Source organism: Streptomyces sp. NPDC042364 (genome assembly GCF_056437585.1).
In genome coordinates, this window is sequence record NZ_JBWKAJ010000004.1 from 91,876 (window position 1) to 108,863 (window position 16,988).

The window sequence follows — 16,988 nt, forward strand, 5'->3', positions numbered from 1 at the left end:
CACATGACGACGAACCCGCGAGTCACGGCATCCGTGCGTCTCGACGACCTCATCGACGCCATCAAGAAGGTCCACCCGGAACCGCTCGAACAGCTCCAGGACGCGGTGATCGCCGCGGACCACCTCGGTGACGTGGCCGACCATCTGATCGGCCACTTCGTGGACCAGGCACGGCGTTCCGGCGCGTCCTGGACCGAGATCGGCAAGAGCATGGGGGTGACCCGGCAGGCGGCGCAGAAGCGGTTCGTGCCGAAGGCCGAGGCCGACCTCGATCCCAACGCGGGCTTCGCCCGCTACACCCCGCGGGCCCGCAACGTGGTCATGGTGGCGCACAGCGAGGCCAAGGCCGCAGGGAACCCCGAGGGCCTGCCGGCCCATCTCGTCCTCGGCCTCCTCGCCGAGCCGGAGGGGCTCGCGGCCAAGGCAATCGTCGCGCAAGGGGTCTCGCCGGAGGCGGTGCGGGAGGCGGCGACGGCCCTGCTGCCGCCGGCCGCGGACGAGGTTCCCGAGCTGATCCCCTACGGCTCCGACGCCAAGAAGGTCCTCGAACTCACGTTCCGCGAGGCGCTGCGGCTGGGTCACAACTACGTCGGCACCGAGCACATCCTCCTCGCGCTCCTGGAGTTCGAGAACGGGGAGGGCGTCCTGAGCGGGCTGGGCATCACCAAGGCGGCGACGGAGGAGGACGTGGCACGGGCGCTGCGGGCGGTGACCGAGGGGAAGGGGTAGGGGGCAGGGGTCCGCGTTCGGGTGCGGGTGGGTGGGGTGGAAGGACGGGCCGCCTGCCCGTTCCTACAGGGGCGCCGGGAACTGCGCTAGAAACCCCCACCCGCACCCGCACCCGCACCCGCACCCGCACCCCCGAGTTCTCCCGGCGCGTCATTGTCAGACCCCCCTGCGACACTCACCCTCATGACCGACCGGTGGGCTCTCGCACCGACCGAGGACGGCGGCGCCGAAGTCGCCCCCCTCGGAGCGGACGGGCTGCCCGCGGGGCCCGTGACGCGGGAGCCGGACCTCGCGCAGGCCGTGCGGCGGCGGGAGCCGGAGGTCGGGCGGTGGGTCTGGCGGGCCACCGCCGAGATCTACCCGCGGCTGCTCGCCGACGGCGTCCGCGTCGAGCGGTGCTACGACGTCGAGGACGCCGAGACCCTGCTCCTCGGCCACGAGGGCCGCCTCGGCGAACCCCGCTCGGCGGCCGCCGCCCTGGCCCGCCTCCGCCACACCCCGGTCCCTCCGGACCCGCCCCTCCGCTCCGCCGAACCGGGCGCCCAGCCGTCCCTCTTCGAGCCCCGCCCGGCCCACGTCCCCCTCACCGACCTGATCGAGGTCTACGCCGACCAGCAGCGACGGCACGACGCCACCGCCCACCCGGAGCGGATGCGGCTGCTGACCGCCGCGGAGTCGGCCGGCATGCTCGTCGCCGCCGAGATGAACCGCGCCGGACTGCCCTGGCGGGCGGACGTCCACCGCCGGGTCCTGCACGAACTGCTCGGCGAGCGGTACGCGGGCGGCGGCGAGCCGCGCCGGCTGGCCGAGCTCGCCGACGAGGTGTCGCAGGCGTTCGGCCGCCGGGTGCGGCCCGATCTGCCGGCCGATGTCGTCAGGGCGTTCGGGCAGGCGGGGATCCGGGTCCGCTCCACCCGGCGCTGGGAGATCGAGTCCCTCGACCACCCCGCCGTGAAGCCGCTCCTGGAGTACAAGCGGCTGTACCGCATCTGGGTGGCGCACGGCTGGTCCTGGCTCCAGGACTGGGTCCGGGACGGCCGCTTCCGCCCGGAGTTCCTCGCCCACGGCACCGTCACCGGCCGGTGGGTCACCAACGGCGGGGGCGCGCTCCAGATCCCGAAGGTGATCCGCCGGGCCTGTGTCGCCGACCCCGGCTGGCGCCTCGTCGTCGCCGACGCCGACCAGATGGAACCCCGGGTCCTCGCCGCGATCTCCCGCGACCCGGGGCTCATGGAGGTCGCCGGGCGGGAGACCGACCTCTACCAGGCCGTCTCCGACCGGGCCTTCGCCGGCGACCGCGCCCAGGCCAAGCTCGCCGTCCTCGGTGCCGTGTACGGGCAGACGTCCGGGGACGGCCTCAAGAACCTCGCCGCGCTGCGCCGCCGCTTCCCCAGGGCCGTCCAGTACGTCGACGACGCGGCCCGCGCGGGTGAGGAGGGCCGGCTGGTGCGGACCTGGCTGGGGCGTACGTGCCCGCCGGCGGCCGGGGCCTCCGACGCGGCGGGCGAGGAGGCGGGCATCCCCCAGGCCGACGCCGGGTCCGACGGCGGCGACCAGGAGCAGACCACCGAGTGGGTGCCCGGGTACGCCTCCACCAACTCCCGAGCCCGCGGCCGCTTCGCCCGTAACTTCGTCGTCCAGGGCAGCGCCGCCGACTGGACGCTGCTCCTCCTCGCGGCGCTCCGCCGCGGCCTCGCCGGTATGGCCGCCGAGCTGGTCTTCTTCCAGCACGACGAGGTGATCGTGCACTGCCCCGCCGAGGAGGCGGACACGGTGGTGGCCGCCATCCGGGAGGCGTCGGAGCTGTCGGGACGGCTGACGTTCGGGGAGACACCGGTGCGGTTCCCGTTCACCACGGCGGTGGTGGAGTGCTATGCCGACGCCAAATGACCGCGGGCGGCGGGAGAACGCGCCGGCCGGGGCCCCGGCCCCTCAGTCCCCCGCCAGCAGACGGCGGAGTTCACCCGTCACCGTCGAGTCCGTGCCGTCCAGGACGGCCAGGGCGCGGCGCCATGCGCCCCGCGCCTCCTCGGTGCGCCCGCCGGCCGCCAGCAGCAGCCCCCGCTGGTGCCGGGCGAGCCCGACCGTGTACTTGTCGGCGCGGCGGTCGGCGAAGTCGAGCAGGACCGCGCACTCGCGGTCCGCCCGGTCGACCTGCCCCAGCTCCCGCAGGGCCCGGACCAGACCGAGCCGTGTCTTGGACTCGCCCTGCCAGTCCTCGTCGTCGCCGAGGACGCGCAGGCTCTGCTCGAAACTGCGGACGGCGGCGGCCGGTTCCCCGAGCCGGAGGTGGGCGTAGCCGATGTTGCAGTGCGCGGTGTGCCGTACGACGACGCTGTCGGCGATCTCGCCGAGCGCCAGGCTCCGCTCGTGGTGGGCGATGGCGGCCCGCGCGTCGGTGTGTTTGACCAGGTTGCCGAGATGGCTGAAGGTGACGGCCTCGCCGTACGGGTCGCCGAGCTGCCGGGACAGCTCCAGGCTCTCCCGGAGGGCCTCCTCGCTCTCCTCGTACCGGCCGAGGCTCTCCAGCACAAGACCCCGGTTGTTGAGGCACCTCCGCACGCACGACACGACCCCGAGCTTCCGCCACAGCGTCAGACCCTGGTCGTTGAGGTCGAGCGCGTCCGAGGCACGGCCGCACATGAAGTGCAGCCCGGCCCGGTCGGTCAGCGCGAACGCCTCCGCCTCGTCGTCCCCCAGCGACCGCGCCACGTCGAGGGCGTACCCCCCGAGCACATCCAGCTCGGCGAGGCGGCCGCCCCGGTGCAGGTACGGGAAGAGATGGCGGACGAGGGCGGGCGCGTACGCCGCCGTCCCTCCGTCGTCGCCGGGCGCCCGGGAACAGCGCGCCACGAGGGCGACGATATTGGGGAGTTCACGGTCGCCCCAGGCGAAGGCCTCCTCGGCGGAGGCGAAGGGTTCCGTGGCGGTGGCCGCCGGTTCCGTCGGGGTCGTACGGAGCCGTTCGTCGCGTTCGTGGCCCGGCGGGAGCAGTACCAGCAGGCTCTGCCGTGCGCGGGCGGCGTACCAGCGGAGGGCTTCGGCGATCTCGCCCCCCGCGGTCGGGTCGGTCGCCGCGCCGGTCACCCTGCTCCGGGCCGTGTCGGCGAGTTCGCGGGCGAAGTGGCGGACGAGGTCGTGGGGGACGTAGCGGCCGTACGTCGTCTCCTCCAGGAGGGCGACGTCGACGAGGCGGTCGAGGGCGGCCTCGGCGCGGCGTTCGCCGCTGCCGATGAGGCGGGCGAGAAGGGGGACACCGTAGGCGGGCAGATCGAGGGCGCCGATGAGGCGGAGGGCTAGGGCGGCGTCGCGGTCGGCCTCGCGGTCGGAGGCGCGCAGCGCCTCGTGGGCGACGGCGAGGGAGCGGCGGACGCTCAGGTCGTCGTACTCCAGGTGGTGCAAACGGCTCTCGGTGGCCGCCAGTTGGCCCGCGAGGGCGTCCGGGGTGAGCGCGCGCCGGGCGGCGAGGCGGGCCGCGACGACACGGAGGGCGAGGGGGAGCCGTCCGGTGAGTTCGACGAGGGGGTGCGCGGCGTCGAGTCCGGCGGCGCGTCCGGACGCGGCCCGCAGCAGCTCGGCGCTCTCGTCGTCGGACAGCGGGGCGAGCGGGAAGCGGTGGGCGCCGTCCAGCGCGGTGAGCGGCGAACGGCTCGTGACGATCACCGCGCACCCGGCACCGGCCGGCAGCAGCGGGCGTACCTGCGCGGCGTGCGCGGCATCGTCCAGCACCATCAGCGTGCGGGTCGGCGCGAGCGTCGAGCGGAGCAACGCGGCCGCCGCGTCCGGGTGTTCGGGGATGCGGCGCGGGTCGGTGCCGAGGTCGCGGAGGAGCGCGGCGAGGGCCTGGGCGGGGGTGAGGGGGGTCATGCCCGGGGTCGCGCCGTGCAGGTTGATGTACAGCTGGCCGTCCGGGAAGCGGTCGGCCAGTTCGTGGGCGAGGTGGAGGGCGAGGGCGCTCTTGCCCACACCGGCCATACCGCTGATCACGACGGGTTCCGCGGACGCGGGGCGCCGGGGAGCGCGGAAGGGCGTGGGGCCGCCCGGCGGACGCGGACCGTGGGCGGCGGGCGGCGCGGCTTCCCACGGCCCGTGTCCCTCCGTCGGCGGGTCCACGGCGAGTACCTCGCACAGCTCGGCCAGGACCTGCTGACGTCCCGTGAAGTGGGCGGGTGGCGGCGGTAGTTGAGCGGGGCGCGGGGGCTCGGGCGCGGTCGGGACGCCGGCCGCCGGCCCCGGGGGCTTGTCCTCGCCTTCCCGGAGGACCTCCAGATGGGCCTCGCGTACGGCGGAGCCGGGGTCGACGCCGAGTTCGTCACGGAGACGGTCCCGGAGGTCACGGTGCACGGCGAGGGCCTCGGCCTGGCGGCCGGTGCGGTGCAGCACGAGCATGAGGAGGCGGTGGAACGACTCACGCAGGGGGTGCTCGGCGACCAGGGCGGCGAGTTCGGGGGCCAGGGCGGTGAGGGCGTGCGCTCCCCCGGGGCGCGCGGGGCCGTCGGAGCCGCCGCCCGCGAGGTGCAGTTCGGCGTCGTAGCGGCGTTCGAGGAGGAGCAGTCGGGCCTCCTCCAGACGCTGGACGAAGGCATGCGCGCCGAAGTCCCCGGCGGGCAGGCCGCCGAGGGGTGTGCCGCGCCACAGGGAGAGCGCGGCGGTGGCCTCGCTGACGGTGCGGGCCCAGTCGCGGGCCGCGTGCGCGGCGCGCGCGGCGGCGGCGCGCGCTTCGAAGACACGGACGTCCAACTCGCCCTCGTCGACCCGCAGGAGATAGCCCGGCGGCACGGCGCGCAGCCGCTCGGGGTCGTCGAGGAGCCTGCGCAGCCGGGTCACATGGTTCTGCAGGGATGCCTGGGCGGACGGCGGCGGCGTCCCGTCCCACAGCACGTCCTTCAGCGCGTCGACGGAGACGACACGGCCCGGTTCGAGAAGCAGGGCGACGAAGAGGGCGCGCACCTTCCCGCTGCCGACGGGGCGTGCGGCACGGGTGTACCGCTCGTCGGGGCGGGCGTCATGGTCGCCCGCGGGATCGCCGTCCTGGCCGGGGTCGGCCGGTGCGTCACGGTGGACGTCGCCGAGGGTGCCGGAGGCGTCGTACAGCACCGGCGGACCCAGCAGTCCGAACCGCAGCCCGTCCCGCATAGCGTCCGTCCGCTGCCTTCCCGCGCCGTCGTACCGGACCGCGCCCCCCGGCGACTCGCGTCGGCCTGTGCCGACTCTTCCACGGCTCCCGTACGGTCCCGGTGGGACCGTTGGGCACATGTTAGCGATCCGTTGGCGGAACCTGATGTGATCACTTCATCGGAACCGGCGCCGACGGCGCACGCGGACGACGCGTAGCTCGGGGGAGCGCCGCCGCCGCTGCCGGGTCCGGAAACGCGCGGTTGCCCCGGTCGGGGGAGGTGAACGACCGGGGCACTCGTGTGTGTGCGCGTGCCGGGCGCGTTTCCGCGCGTGCCGGGTGCGCCCGCCGGCCGGACGGGTGCCTGAGCTACAGGACGGCCACCGGGGGCTGCAGGACGGCCGCCGGGGCTACAGGACGGGTGGGCGGCCGAGCCGGGTGAGGCGCCAAACGGTGCGCCAGCGCATGGGCCGGCGCTCGCCGCCCGACTCGCGCCAGCCCTCGACGAACCCGCCGAACCACGCGCGCAGTCCGCCCGCGGAGCGGGTCCGCAGCAGGGTGATGAGCACCCACACCCCCAGGTGGACGGGAATGAGGAGCAGCGGGAGCCGTCGACGGGCCAGCCAGACGCGGTTGCGGGCGTTGACGCGGTAGTAGATGGCGTGCCGCGCGGGCGAGGTCTTCGGGTGCTGGAGGAGCAGTTCGGGGGCGTAGCGCACGGTCCAGCCGGCGTCGATCGCCCGCCACGCCAGGTCGGTCTCCTCGTGCGCGAAGAAGAACTCGGCGGCCCAGTCTCCCGTTTCACGGAGCATGGCCATGGAGAGTGCGTGTCCGCCGCCGAGGAAGCCGGTGACCGGGCCGCCCCGCAGGGGGTCCTTGGCCCCGACCCTCGGGACATGCCGCCGCTGGGTCTCGCCGTTCTCGTCGGCGATACGGAAACCGACGATGCCGAGACGGGGTTCGGCGACGTACAGGTCCCGTACCCGGCGCAGCACGTCGGCGTCGACGAGCAGTCCGTCGTCGTCCAGTTCGACGACGATGTCGACGTCCCCGAACTCGCGGAGCCGCTGGATGGCCACGTTCCGGCCGCCGGGGCAGCCGAGGTTCTCGTCCACCTCGATCGGTGTGACCTCGCCGGGGAGGCCGAGCCGCTCGGCGAACTCCGGTAGCGGGCATCCGTTGCCCACGACGACGATGCGTGCCGGTGCCAGGTCCTGCTTGGCCACGGACGCGAGCAACGCGTCCACTTCAGCGGGCCTGTTCCCCATCGTCACCACGGCGACGGCGACCCGAGGCCCCTCCTCCGCGTCCGCCACGACACCAACCCCATCCCGTCGACCGACCATCCGAGACAGCCGACGAGCCCCCGCAACCGACCGACTGATTACCGCCGGATGCTAGCCGTTCATGTCCACGACTTCTCACGGACGCCCCAAGTACGCGCTTGCCGGGGCCGGATGCCTGGCAGGGGGAGCCGGTTCCCTCGGGCCTAGGGTGCTACCTCCTCCCGGTGCCGCCCCGCCGCTCCTCCCTCCGCCGCACGAACTTCAGTCCCGACCAGTCCTCACCGAGGGCGGCGACCTTCACGTCGACGACGCCCAGCGGGAGGAAGAGGTCGCGCAGGCCGTTCTCGGTGATGTCGCTGGTGTGGCCGGCCGCCCTGCGGGGCCAGGCGATCCAGAGCATGGCCGCATCGGCGAGGTCCGCGACCAACGCAGGTCCTTCGACGGCGAGTTCGCCGTACGCCCGGTAGAACGCCACGACGACATCGGCGCCCCGCGGCCCGCCCTCGCCGACCTCGCACCCCTCCGGCAGCCCGGGGATCTCCCACCCGCCCGGCGCGTGCAGCAGCCGCACCCGCTGCCCCGCCCTGACCCCGATCTTCCTCGCGAGCGGCGTACCGGAGTACCCGCCCCCGCCCCCGCCCCCGCCCCCGCCCGAACCTCCACCCATGCCCGACCTCCGAGGTATGACGGACGCACCTACCCTTCCGGCATGACAGAACCGCGGCAACGACACAACCGGGGCGGGCCGGACGGGCGTGCCGAGAGCCCCGGACGGACGGCGAGCGCGATCGGCGCGGAGAGCACGATCGGCGCGGAGAGCACGATCGGCGCGGCGAGCACGATCGGCGCGGCGAGCACGATCGGCGCGGCGAGCACGATCGGCGCGGAGAGCACGATCGGCGCGGAGAGCACGATCGGCGCGGCGAGCGCGATCGGCGCGGAGAGGTGAGGGCGAGCCGCCGCGAGACGAGACCGGGCGACGGTCACACGGAAGCGGATGCCACCGTCCGGAAAGGCCCGGCCAAGCGCCCCACGGAAGCCCGCGCCACCGGTCAGAACGACACGGCCGAGCGCCGCGCCGAAGCCCGCGCCACCGACCAAGAAGACACAGCCGAGCGCCACGCGGACACCGTTGCCGCCGGCCGGGGAGGCGCGGTCACTGGTCGGGCGGAGGGCGGCGGCGACCCGGGCAGGCTCGTCCGGCGGTATGTGACGCCCCGCTCCCACCCGCGGAGCAGCGGCCGTTACGCCGAGCTGGGGAGCGGCCGTTTCCTCCGGTTCGAGGGAGCCACCCGCAGGCGGTTCCTGCGCCGCATGCTCGTCGACGCCGCCTCGATCACGGACGCCGAGTTGCGCGCCCTGCTCTCGTCCGGCTGGCGCCACCAGCTCGTGGCGGCATGGTTGATCGGCGTCTCCCGGCGCGCCTCGTACCGCTCCCGGGTCAAAGACCTGCTGCTGGACGACGAGAAGGCGTACGCGGGAGGTGGCCTCTGCTTCGCCCTGGCGCGTCTCGGCGCGGAGGAGGACGCCGAGATCCTCACCGTCTACCTGAACCGCACCCTGCCCCGTACCGACCTCCACCATGCGCAGCCCACCGCCCTGGGGGCGCTCCTGCGCCTCGACAGCCGCCTCGGCACGGCGCACGCGGCGCCCTTCACCGCGCCCGACGGCCCCTACGAGCGCTGGCTTCGGACCGCGATCCACGAGTCGGCACGCCACGCGTACTCCCCCGCCCGGGAGCACGCCCACATGAACGAAGTCTGCGACTTCGCCGACGGCTGGTCACTGCCGGTGAAGCGGGCCGGGGGCACCGCCCTGCCCTGACTGCGCGCGGTGGCCTAGTTGTGCGTGGTCAGGCCCGGCTTCCAGTCCTGGACGAGGAGGCCGAGCAGGACCTCGTCGAGGAACTCGCCCATCACCCAGGCCGAGGAGCGCAGTACGCCCTCGCGGACGAAGCCGTTGCGCTCGGCGGAGCGGAGCATCGCGGTGTTGTCCGACAGCGTCTCGATCTGGAGCCGGTGCAGTCCGCGCACGACGAACCCGTAGTGGCACAGCACCGCGACGACGTCGGTGCCGTAGCCCTTGCCTCGGCAGGACGGCAGCAGCCCCAGCCCTATGTGGGCGCAGCGGTTGTGGTTGTCGATGCCCCAGAGCGTCGCGGTGCCGACCAGGGTGTCGCCCGCCAGCTCCACCACGGAGAACTGGACGCGTCCTTCGTTCGTGTCGTCCCCCACGAGCCGCGGGTCCTTGGAGCCGGGCGTGATCGGCCGCCACGGCCCGCCCTCGGCCCGCGCGGCGTTGACCACGTCGTCGTAGAGCTCGGTCCGCAGGACCGGGATGTCGTCGTCGTACCGGGCCCTGAGCCCGACCTTGGTCCCCTTCAGCACGCAGGCTTCCTATCGGACCGCTCCGGTCGGCGGCAAACCGTTTGGCGATCCCCCGCGCCCACCGGGGCGTCGGCGTCGCATGGCGCCTCGCCCTCCTTCGGTCCTCGCATGGCCGCCGGTACGGGGGCGCGCGGGCCCTTACGCGCGGCAACCGCGCGCACGAGCCGCTTCCCCGAGGTCACTCCCCCGGCGTCCGTTCACGCCCGAAGAGGATTCGCCCGGACCGCTGCCATCAGGTACCAGGCCGTCGCCCCGGTGTGCCGGTAGGGGTAGTAGCCGAAGCCGAATCCCGTGTCGAGGGGGCTGCTGGCGGAGACGATCCCCGAGCGTTCGGGGAGCGGGCGGCCGCCGATGGTCTGGGCCGTGCCGAGGTGGTCCTGAGCGCGTTCGAGGGAGCCGAGCAGGCGCCGGGCGCGGTACTCGTCCCCGCGCGCCCCCCGGTCACGGAAGGCGAGCGCCAGATGGGCGGTTCCCTCGAACCACACGCCGTTGCGGTCCGGCTTCGGCTGGAACTCGGCGATCGGCTTGTCCTCGTCGGCGACGAGGCTCGCGGAGCTGAACGAGACGCCCTCGTACGACTGCCCAGGGGGCACCGTGCTGTTGGGCCGCCCGGAGTGGTCCAGGACGGCCAGTTCGGCGGCCGCCCAGTCCAGGGACCGGGCGTGGCGGCGCGAGTCGAGCGCGAGGTGGGTCCAGGTCTGCGTGTCCTCGGGGATGGGCGACTTGTTGACGGTGACCCCGTCGTTGGTGCCCGTGTAGAAGTAGCCGCCCGCCGGTTCCCACATCCGCCGCACGAACGCCTCCGCCCGCGCCGCGCGCTCCCGCCACACCCGGTCGCCGGTGAGCCGGGCGAGCCGCCCGAACAGGCAGACGAGGTCCGTGTTGTGCTCGGTCGACGTGAACGGCAGCTTCTCGTTCGCCCCGTTCACACCGAACTTGTAGCCGCCGAGGGGCTCGTCCGTACGACCGGTCCGCTCGATCCACTCACCGATCCGCACCGCCGCCGCGAGGAACCGCCGGTCCCGCGTCCGCCGGGCCAGCGCGCTCAGCGCGATCCCGGCCCACGCCATGTCCCCGACGGCCGTCCCCGTGAAGCCGAACTGCGTGCCGACGTTCGCGGTCCCGTCCGCCCGTACGAACCCGTCCGGCTGCGGCGCCCCGTCGAAGAAGACGTACGGCCCCACGTTGTACGCCTGGCGCAGCCGGCCGTCGTCGTACGCCGGATCGTGCTCCTGGGCGTAGATCAGCGCGTCCCCGAGCGCGGTGGCCCGCGCCTCGCCGTCCCGCGTGCGCATCGCCAGGTGGGCCAGGATCGCCAGCGCGTTGTCGTACGTGAACGCCGTGCTGAACAGGTTCGCCTGGTCGGTGTAGCTCTGCGTCAGCCGGATCTCGCCGTGGTCCGGGTAGGCGTCCATGGCGGCGGCGAGGAATGCGTGCGCCCGGCGCCGCGCCGGCGCCCCGGAAGCCCCTGCGGCCCCGTGGACCCCATGGCCGACCGGAACCCCGGCGGCCCCGGCGGCCGTCCCGGACGCCGCATGGGCCGTACCGGAGAGGCCGGTCGCGGTGAGCGCCGCCACGCCGAAGCCGAGCAGCGTACGACGGCTGGGTGTCGGACCTGGTCTGCCGGTCATGGTTCTCCCTCGGGGATGCGGGACATCAGGCGACACCTGACGCTTTGAGAGCGCTCTCAAAAGGGCGCGCGCTCATTGTGCTGGTGCTCCCGACCCTGGTCAACGTCCCTGACAAGTAAGTCGATTGCGGGTGGTGGAGGGAGTGGGGGGCGCGAGGGGTCGGGGCCAGGGCCCCGCCCCCGACCGTCGTGCGCGGGACGCCCTCGGCACCTAGGCCCTGGCGTCGGCGTCGGCGTCGGCGTCGGCACGGACCCTGACATGGACCTCAGGCCCGCCCCGTGGACAACGATGAACCGGCGGGAGCCCGACTCGCACCATGGCCGTAGGGATCAACCCTCGTTGTCGCGCGGGGTGATGCGGAAGTCGAAGGAGGCGGCGCCGGGGTCCAGTGCAGTCGCACCACCGTCCACAGTGAGCACAGCGCCGTTGACGAAGGACGCGGCCGGCGACAGCAGCCAGGCGATGGCCTCGGCCACCTCGCGAGGCTCACCGGGGCGGCGCGCCGGCAGCAGCCGCGTGGCCTCCTCATATGCTCCGTCGACCCCGGCGGCGCCCAAGTCGGCCTCCTCGGCGAACCGGGCCATGCGGCGGTCGGCCATCTCCGTGCGCACCCAACTGGGGCAGACCGTGTTGGCCCGCAAGCCCTGGGGCCCGTAGTCCACCGACAGCGACCGGCACAGCTGCAGCAGTGCCGCCTTGGACGTGGCGTAGGCGGCGTTGCGCGCCCCGTTGCGCAGGGCTGCGACGGAAGCGACCGCGACGACCGACCCTCGGGCCTTGAGCAGGTGCGGCAATGCCGCCCGCATCAGCAGGAAAGGACCGGTGAGATTGGTGCGAAGCACCGTCTCCCAGTCCTCGTCGGACAGCTCCCCGACGCCCCCGCTGCGCGCCACTCCCGCGTTGAGGACCAGCCCGTCGAGTCGGCCGAACCGCCCGACGGCAGTTTCGACGAGGTGGCGAACGGCGTCCGGGTCGGTGGTGTCAGCGGGGCAGGCCAAGGCTCCGGTTTCCTCTGCGACACGACGCAGAGGCTCCGCTCGTCTGCCGGAGACGACGACATCGTGCCCGGCGGCCCGAAGCAGCCGCGCGGTCGCCGCACCGATCCCCGTTCCGCCCCCGGTCACGACCACAACACGCTGATCCGACATGGGTGTTCGACCTCCTGTCAGTGTCGCCTCGAGCGACGTGATCTTACGTGGCCGCCTGAAGAGACCGCCCCCGCCACAGCCCGAGTCAGGCCGCGCTCCGCCGCCCCGGGCACACCATCACCGACGACTTGCAGCACCTCACGCACCCGGCCACAACGCAACGCGACGACCACCGCCGCCCGTCCCGAGCGTGTGGTCGGCCGAGTTCCGTGGCGCGCCGCAACGGCCAGCCGGCCTCCACGACACGCGGGCCAGACGCAGCCTGCCGGTCGGCGTCAGGGGGCCATAACGGTGGGACACGAGGGCCTCCTGCGGTCGGGCGTAGATGTCGTCATCCACACCGAACCCAGAAGGCCCTCGCCCGTTCAGGCACCCAGCACGCGTGTCACCAACGTCCCGGGACAGCACAGCCAGGCCTGCGCGGCGGAGGTCCCAGGAATGAGTCGCCCCGGAGCAAGCCGACTTCCCCGGTCCTGTGCGACCGCGGCCCGTCGGCCGGCACCGGCGGCATCGTGCGCGTGACGGGCTCCGGCCTCGGCTGCCCGGAATGGTCGACGTGCACGGACAGCGCACTGGCCCCCACAGCGGAGATGGGACTGCACGGTGCCATCGAGTTCGGCAGCCGACTGCTCACCGGCGTGGTGGTCGGAGGCGTCACCGTCTGGACGCGGCTGAGTCCGCAAGCGGCTGAGCCCGTACATCGTCGCCGCGCACTTCCTCGCCGCGATGATGCTGCTCACGGCCGCGGTGATCACCTGACACCAGGCCCGGCGGCACGGGGATACCGGGGAGCCGCCGGTCGTACCGCCGCCGTCCTGCCGCACCGCTTCGGTCGTGCTGCTCGCCGTGAACGCCCTCGTGGTGGTGGGCACCCTCGCCACCGGGTCCGGCCCCCACGCGGGCGACTCCTCCGAAGTGGCCCGCATGCCCTTGAGCCGGACGCTGGTGACCACCGTCCACGGGCTGCCGGCCGCCGCGGTCCCGGGTGCCGCGGGTTCCTCCTGTACGCCTTGCCCAGGGACGGATTCGCCGGGGCGCGCCGCAGGACGTCCGCTCGCTGACGTCCCGACGATCAGATACGGACACAGCGCCGCGTCGTCCGCGTCGCGCCCCGGGTGGTGATCGCTTCGAAGATCGGCCGACAACCCCCTGCCGGCAGATAAAAGACCAGGTCAGAACATTGCGGCATCGAGTCTCGTCACGAAAGCCGAACCACCGTGGATAGTCGAGCGCTGGACGCTGACAACCCGGTTGTCAACCGACGATGGCTACTGGGGCGTCCCATGCGTTGCGGTCGACGGTGATGGTGTGGCCGTTGCGCGTCTCCTTGCTGTTGACCATGTACTGGTGGCCGCGGCTGTGGTCGGTGAAGAGCGTGGGGTCCCACGGCCAGTCCTTGGTGGTGGTGTTCTGCTTGTCCCACAGCGCGTACCAGAGGTTGCCCGGCAGGTCCGTCTTGTCCGTGGCGGTGGCGATCGCCTTGGCGCTGGAGCTGCTGAAGCCGTAGTAGCCGGCACGGTAGGTCTTGGCGCGCAGCGTCTTGGTGAAGGAGCGGACATACGTCAGCACGGCGTCGTTGCACGCCTTGTCGGCGATGTCGTACGGCTCCATGTCGAGGTAGATCGGACTGCCGGCCTTCATGCCGAGCGCCGAGGCCTTCGACACGGCATCGTTGGCGTTGCTCACGCCGAGGGAGGCTGCTGTGGAGGCGGTGAACTTCTCCGGATTCGCGCTCTTCTGGCAGGGCGGCTGGGCGCCGACGTAGAGCGGGATGAGCTTCCAGCCGAGGGTGTTGACCGACTTCACCCAGGATGCAGTGAGGTTGGGCTGCGCGCAGCCGCGGTTCTTGCCCCCCATATACACCGCGACGGCGCCGTAGAAGCCGGTGTCCCAGGCCTTCATCGCCGCGAGTGACGGCGCCGTGCAGGCGTCGAAGGCCCGGCCCGTGTACGTCTTCTGCGCCGGCCAGGCCGGAGCCGCCATCGACGTCTGGGCCGTGATCCCGGCACCCGCGACGACAGCAGCGCCTGCCGTCGTCCACGCGATATAGCGGCCCTTCCTGGACAACCGGTGTCTGGACATCCCCACCCCATTCGGATCGTGGCCGGCGACCGCGGCTGTTTCGTGCACGTAAGGTCAACTCATGCTGATGCACAGCACAGTTGGGTAAATACAACACTCAGTACCGCTGAAGCCGTGCGCTATTGCTCCGGCGCGGGAGCGCCACGCACCCTACCCGCCCCGGACGGCATGATCGAGCTCAAAGAACCCGTGCGGCCGTCCGCACGTGAGGCCAACGCCGTAAGGTATCGCCACCGAGCGTGAGCGGACCCCAGGTCTGCGGTGAGTACGTTTGGCCCCGGTTCCAAGGTCAACGACGAAAAACCCCAGGTCAACACCACGACCATCGTGTCTCCGAGCCGAAGGCCGGTGGCCGAGGTGTTCTCTTCGTTTAGCCTGACCGCGTGCAACGCGTTGGCCCAGATGTTGGCGGCGGTGGCCGTGCCGAAGAGCGTCCAGACGTAGAGCCGGGCGCGCAGCGGTGCGTCGCGCAGGTCCCGAGCTCCCCTGGATGAGTTCGAGGAGCCCGACTGGATCACACTGCATGTGGACCTCGTGTCCTTCGTTGCCGACTTCCTGATCCAGACATACGGCGCGCGCTGGCTCCTCGTCGACGATTCCGCAAGCACCACCGTCACCGGCGAAGTGCATGCCCAGGTCGGGGCCGCCGGCGAAGAGCCCAGCGAGCAGGGAGGGTGTGTCTGGCATCCTCGGGGTGAGAGCGATGACGTGCTTGGTCACGCGCAGATCTCCGGCAGGTGTGCGGGGCGGGATGATGTGAACAAGTGGGTGACGACTGCCCTGGGGCAAAGTCCCTGGTCTGGGCTGTCGCCTCGTTACTGAAGAAGGGAGACCATGTGATTGTCGCGTGCCCTTACCCTGCGGGAGGGCACATCAGTCCTCGGCAGCCTCGGACGCCAGGCCCAGGGTCAGTTCTGCACTGGCCAGCATGCGGACGATCTCAATCGGGCGATTGACGAATTCCTTCGCCACGATGTCGATGGGGTCGATCCGACGGGTGAGTCCGTCGTATCCGGCAGCCTCGACGACATAGCGATATCCGGTGGTGCTTGCGGAATCGTCGACGAGGAGCCAGCGCGCGCCGTATGTCTGGATCAGGAAGTCGGCAACGAAGGACACGAGGTCCACATGCAGTGTGATCCAGTCGGGCTCCTCGAACTCATCCAGGGGAGCTCGGGACACATAGTCTTCCAAGGCCGGAATGACCCTTATTGGATCACCGGTGTAGATCTCGGGTGGCACCCCGAGCATGTCTGCGATGTTGATGGCGTTCCGATGCATCTCCTCGACCCATCCTTGGAGATCCGGTTCGCCCGCCTTCGCCATGCTGTGCGCCTTCGGTTCGACGATCCGCTGATGACTTCGCGTCGTCGATCCGTTCCCGGTGTGTCCCCGCCGTCGACGCAGCACTGAATGTTGTGTGTCACATCGATCATAGAGCTGAGAGCGACCGCAGAATCCTGCGACTGACGGTCAGCCTCAGGCGCGAACTGACGATGTATCCGGTGAGGAGTTCCATTCTCCGGCCGAGCCGGAGAAGCGGTACGTCCTGGTCGTGAAGTGCCATCCTAGCGGATCAGTAGGCTGAGCGTATGGGTGACTTGTACGTGGTCGACGTGTCCCTGAACCTCTTGGCTTCGGCTCCGGACACCGTGCTTGCCGAGCTGCGCTGGCACCTTGGCATCGGCGATGCGGAGGGCGGCGACGAAGGCGACACCGAGGAGTTCCCGGTCTGGTCTGCTCGCGGCCCTGCGCGGCGTGTCGGTGGCGTCCGGATCGGCGAACTGACGCAAGGACCCAAGGGCTGGTCCTTGACGGTTCGCCAAGAAGTGCACGCGGAATCCCTGCCCGCTGTCGAAGAGCTCATCGAGAGGCTTGCGCGTCACTCGGCGACTGAAGGGCTGATCGGCCAGATCCGTTTCTTCGAGGATGACGTTCCCGAGCTGCTGCTCAATAGGTCCGGGACGCTGGTGAAGGAGTCGTTGCTTTATTCGACAGGCCAGAGCCCTTAGTCACTCCCGGTCGGAGCGACCGACACACGCAGAACCGCCTCGGCGTTTGCGATCATTCGGGTCATTTCGACTCTTCTCTGCGGTCTCGGAGGTCAAGGACTGCACGCCTTCGCTCGCGTCGACTCGGATGACGGAGCCGACACCTCTTGACTTCCTCCGCAGCCAACCCCCACCAGCCCCACCATGACCGCACCGGCAACCGCGAAGCCAGCATTCCTACCCGTTTGGGACCTGTTGCCTTTCCGATCCTGATTACCTCTACGAACCGAGAGACCCCCCTCTGAAAGTGATCCTCTCACTGGGGAAGTCAGGCGGAAAAATGGATGTCACGACCTCTCTCGCTAGTAGGGCCTGAACGAGTCGTGTAGAAGATACGGGAAGCAACAAGTACTCCAGCGGCCGCTGCGAAACGATAAGGACTGGCCAGATTTCACCAACTGGCACCCACAGCAGCATGTCACCGTTATCCGTTCCCCCCCATTGGATCAGATCACCAACCGAGACCCCCAATGCAGCAAGGAAATCACCAAAGTCGCCATCAACATATCTACCGAGGGTGCTTCTTGCGGATTCCGTCCTGCTTTCAACCCTGAGAAA

Annotated in this window: 13 protein-coding genes and 2 pseudogenes; 5 read left to right on the forward strand and 10 right to left on the reverse strand. The window is 71.6% G+C overall.

What is annotated here, in order from left to right:
- Positions 1-3: 3 nt before the first annotated feature.
- Positions 4-729: a Clp protease N-terminal domain-containing protein gene (locus AC067N_RS09925; protein ID WP_478678387.1), complete on the forward strand. Its 726-nt coding sequence runs from the start codon at positions 4-6 to the stop codon at positions 727-729.
- A gap of 183 nt (positions 730-912) precedes the next feature.
- A complete protein-coding gene (locus AC067N_RS09930) occupies positions 913-2,619 on the forward strand; it encodes a bifunctional 3'-5' exonuclease/DNA polymerase (RefSeq protein WP_478678388.1) in 1,707 nt (568 codons plus the stop codon).
- Positions 2,620-2,661: 42 nt separating this feature from the next.
- On the opposite strand, the gene AC067N_RS09935 is transcribed toward AC067N_RS09930, so the two are convergent.
- From AC067N_RS09935 to AC067N_RS09950, 4 genes are all read right to left on the reverse strand, one after another.
- Positions 2,662-5,865, reverse strand: a complete 3,204-nt coding sequence (locus AC067N_RS09935) for an AfsR/SARP family transcriptional regulator (protein ID WP_478678389.1) — start codon at positions 5,863-5,865, stop codon at positions 2,662-2,664.
- A gap of 390 nt (positions 5,866-6,255) precedes the next feature.
- The gene (locus AC067N_RS09940) at positions 6,256-7,191 is read right to left on the reverse strand and encodes a glycosyltransferase family 2 protein (RefSeq protein ID WP_478678390.1); all 936 of its coding nucleotides are present in this window, start codon (positions 7,189-7,191) and stop codon (positions 6,256-6,258) included.
- 151 nt (positions 7,192-7,342) lie between these two features.
- Positions 7,343-7,798 carry a DUF3052 domain-containing protein gene (locus tag AC067N_RS09945; RefSeq protein WP_478678391.1) on the reverse strand — a complete coding sequence of 152 codons (456 nt, stop codon included), beginning with the start codon at positions 7,796-7,798 and terminating at the stop codon, positions 7,343-7,345.
- A gap of 29 nt (positions 7,799-7,827) precedes the next feature.
- Positions 7,828-8,253 carry a hypothetical protein gene (locus AC067N_RS09950; protein WP_478678723.1) on the reverse strand — a complete coding sequence of 142 codons (426 nt, stop codon included), beginning with the start codon at positions 8,251-8,253 and terminating at the stop codon, positions 7,828-7,830.
- Positions 8,254-8,337: 84 nt separating this feature from the next.
- Between AC067N_RS09950 and AC067N_RS09955 the strand changes: the two are divergent.
- Positions 8,338-8,955: pseudogene (locus AC067N_RS09955) on the forward strand (DUF6000 family protein); the annotation flags it as partial.
- A gap of 14 nt (positions 8,956-8,969) precedes the next feature.
- On the opposite strand, the gene AC067N_RS09960 reads toward AC067N_RS09955, so the two are convergent.
- The 5 genes and pseudogenes from AC067N_RS09960 to AC067N_RS09980 all read right to left on the reverse strand — a co-directional run.
- Positions 8,970-9,518, reverse strand: a complete 549-nt coding sequence (locus AC067N_RS09960) for a GNAT family N-acetyltransferase (RefSeq protein WP_478678392.1) — start codon at positions 9,516-9,518, stop codon at positions 8,970-8,972.
- Between the two features lie 197 nt (positions 9,519-9,715).
- Positions 9,716-11,149: a Tat pathway signal sequence domain protein gene (locus AC067N_RS09965; RefSeq protein WP_478678393.1), complete on the reverse strand. Its 1,434-nt coding sequence runs from the start codon at positions 11,147-11,149 to the stop codon at positions 9,716-9,718.
- A 329-nt stretch (positions 11,150-11,478) separates the two neighbouring features.
- Entirely contained in the window at positions 11,479-12,297 is an 819-nt protein-coding gene (locus AC067N_RS09970) for an SDR family NAD(P)-dependent oxidoreductase (protein WP_478678394.1), read from the reverse strand.
- Positions 12,298-13,551: 1,254 nt separating this feature from the next.
- Positions 13,552-14,379 carry a glycoside hydrolase domain-containing protein gene (locus tag AC067N_RS09975; protein ID WP_478678395.1) on the reverse strand — a complete coding sequence of 276 codons (828 nt, stop codon included), beginning with the start codon at positions 14,377-14,379 and terminating at the stop codon, positions 13,552-13,554.
- 308 nt (positions 14,380-14,687) lie between these two features.
- Positions 14,688-14,852 (reverse strand): annotated as a pseudogene (locus tag AC067N_RS09980) (DUF2637 domain-containing protein); the annotation flags it as partial.
- A 52-nt stretch (positions 14,853-14,904) separates the two neighbouring features.
- Here AC067N_RS09980 and AC067N_RS09985 point away from each other — a divergent pair.
- Positions 14,905-15,201, forward strand: a complete 297-nt coding sequence (locus AC067N_RS09985) for a hypothetical protein (protein ID WP_478678724.1) — start codon at positions 14,905-14,907, stop codon at positions 15,199-15,201.
- Positions 15,202-15,252: 51 nt separating this feature from the next.
- Here the strand turns inward: AC067N_RS09985 and AC067N_RS09990 are convergent, their stop codons facing one another.
- The gene (locus AC067N_RS09990; RefSeq protein ID WP_478678396.1) at positions 15,253-15,705 is read right to left on the reverse strand and encodes a hypothetical protein; all 453 of its coding nucleotides are present in this window, start codon (positions 15,703-15,705) and stop codon (positions 15,253-15,255) included.
- A gap of 266 nt (positions 15,706-15,971) precedes the next feature.
- Between AC067N_RS09990 and AC067N_RS09995 the strand changes: the two genes are divergently transcribed.
- On the forward strand, positions 15,972-16,391 hold the full coding sequence (locus tag AC067N_RS09995; RefSeq protein ID WP_478678397.1) for a hypothetical protein: 420 nt from the start codon (positions 15,972-15,974) through the stop codon (positions 16,389-16,391).
- Positions 16,392-16,988 lie beyond the last annotated feature (597 nt).

What these genes read in the sequence shown, in the direction of transcription:
- AC067N_RS09925 (WP_478678387.1), top strand. Translation starts at nt 4, where the DNA reads ATGACGACGAACCCGCGAGTCACGGCATCCGTGCGTCTCGACGACCTC.
- AC067N_RS09930 (WP_478678388.1), top strand. Translation starts at nt 913, where the DNA reads ATGACCGACCGGTGGGCTCTCGCACCGACCGAGGACGGCGGCGCCGAA.
- AC067N_RS09935 (WP_478678389.1), bottom strand. Translation starts at nt 5,865, where the DNA reads ATGCGGGACGGGCTGCGGTTCGGACTGCTGGGTCCGCCGGTGCTGTAC.
- AC067N_RS09940 (WP_478678390.1), bottom strand. Translation starts at nt 7,191, where the DNA reads ATGGTCGGTCGACGGGATGGGGTTGGTGTCGTGGCGGACGCGGAGGAG.
- AC067N_RS09945 (WP_478678391.1), bottom strand. Translation starts at nt 7,798, where the DNA reads ATGGGTGGAGGTTCGGGCGGGGGCGGGGGCGGGGGCGGGGGCGGGTAC.
- AC067N_RS09965 (WP_478678393.1), bottom strand. Translation starts at nt 11,149, where the DNA reads ATGACCGGCAGACCAGGTCCGACACCCAGCCGTCGTACGCTGCTCGGC.
- AC067N_RS09970 (WP_478678394.1), bottom strand. Translation starts at nt 12,297, where the DNA reads ATGTCGGATCAGCGTGTTGTGGTCGTGACCGGGGGCGGAACGGGGATC.
- AC067N_RS09975 (WP_478678395.1), bottom strand. Translation starts at nt 14,379, where the DNA reads ATGTCCAGACACCGGTTGTCCAGGAAGGGCCGCTATATCGCGTGGACG.
- AC067N_RS09990 (WP_478678396.1), bottom strand. Translation starts at nt 15,705, where the DNA reads ATGGCGAAGGCGGGCGAACCGGATCTCCAAGGATGGGTCGAGGAGATG.
- AC067N_RS09995 (WP_478678397.1), top strand. Translation starts at nt 15,972, where the DNA reads ATGGGTGACTTGTACGTGGTCGACGTGTCCCTGAACCTCTTGGCTTCG.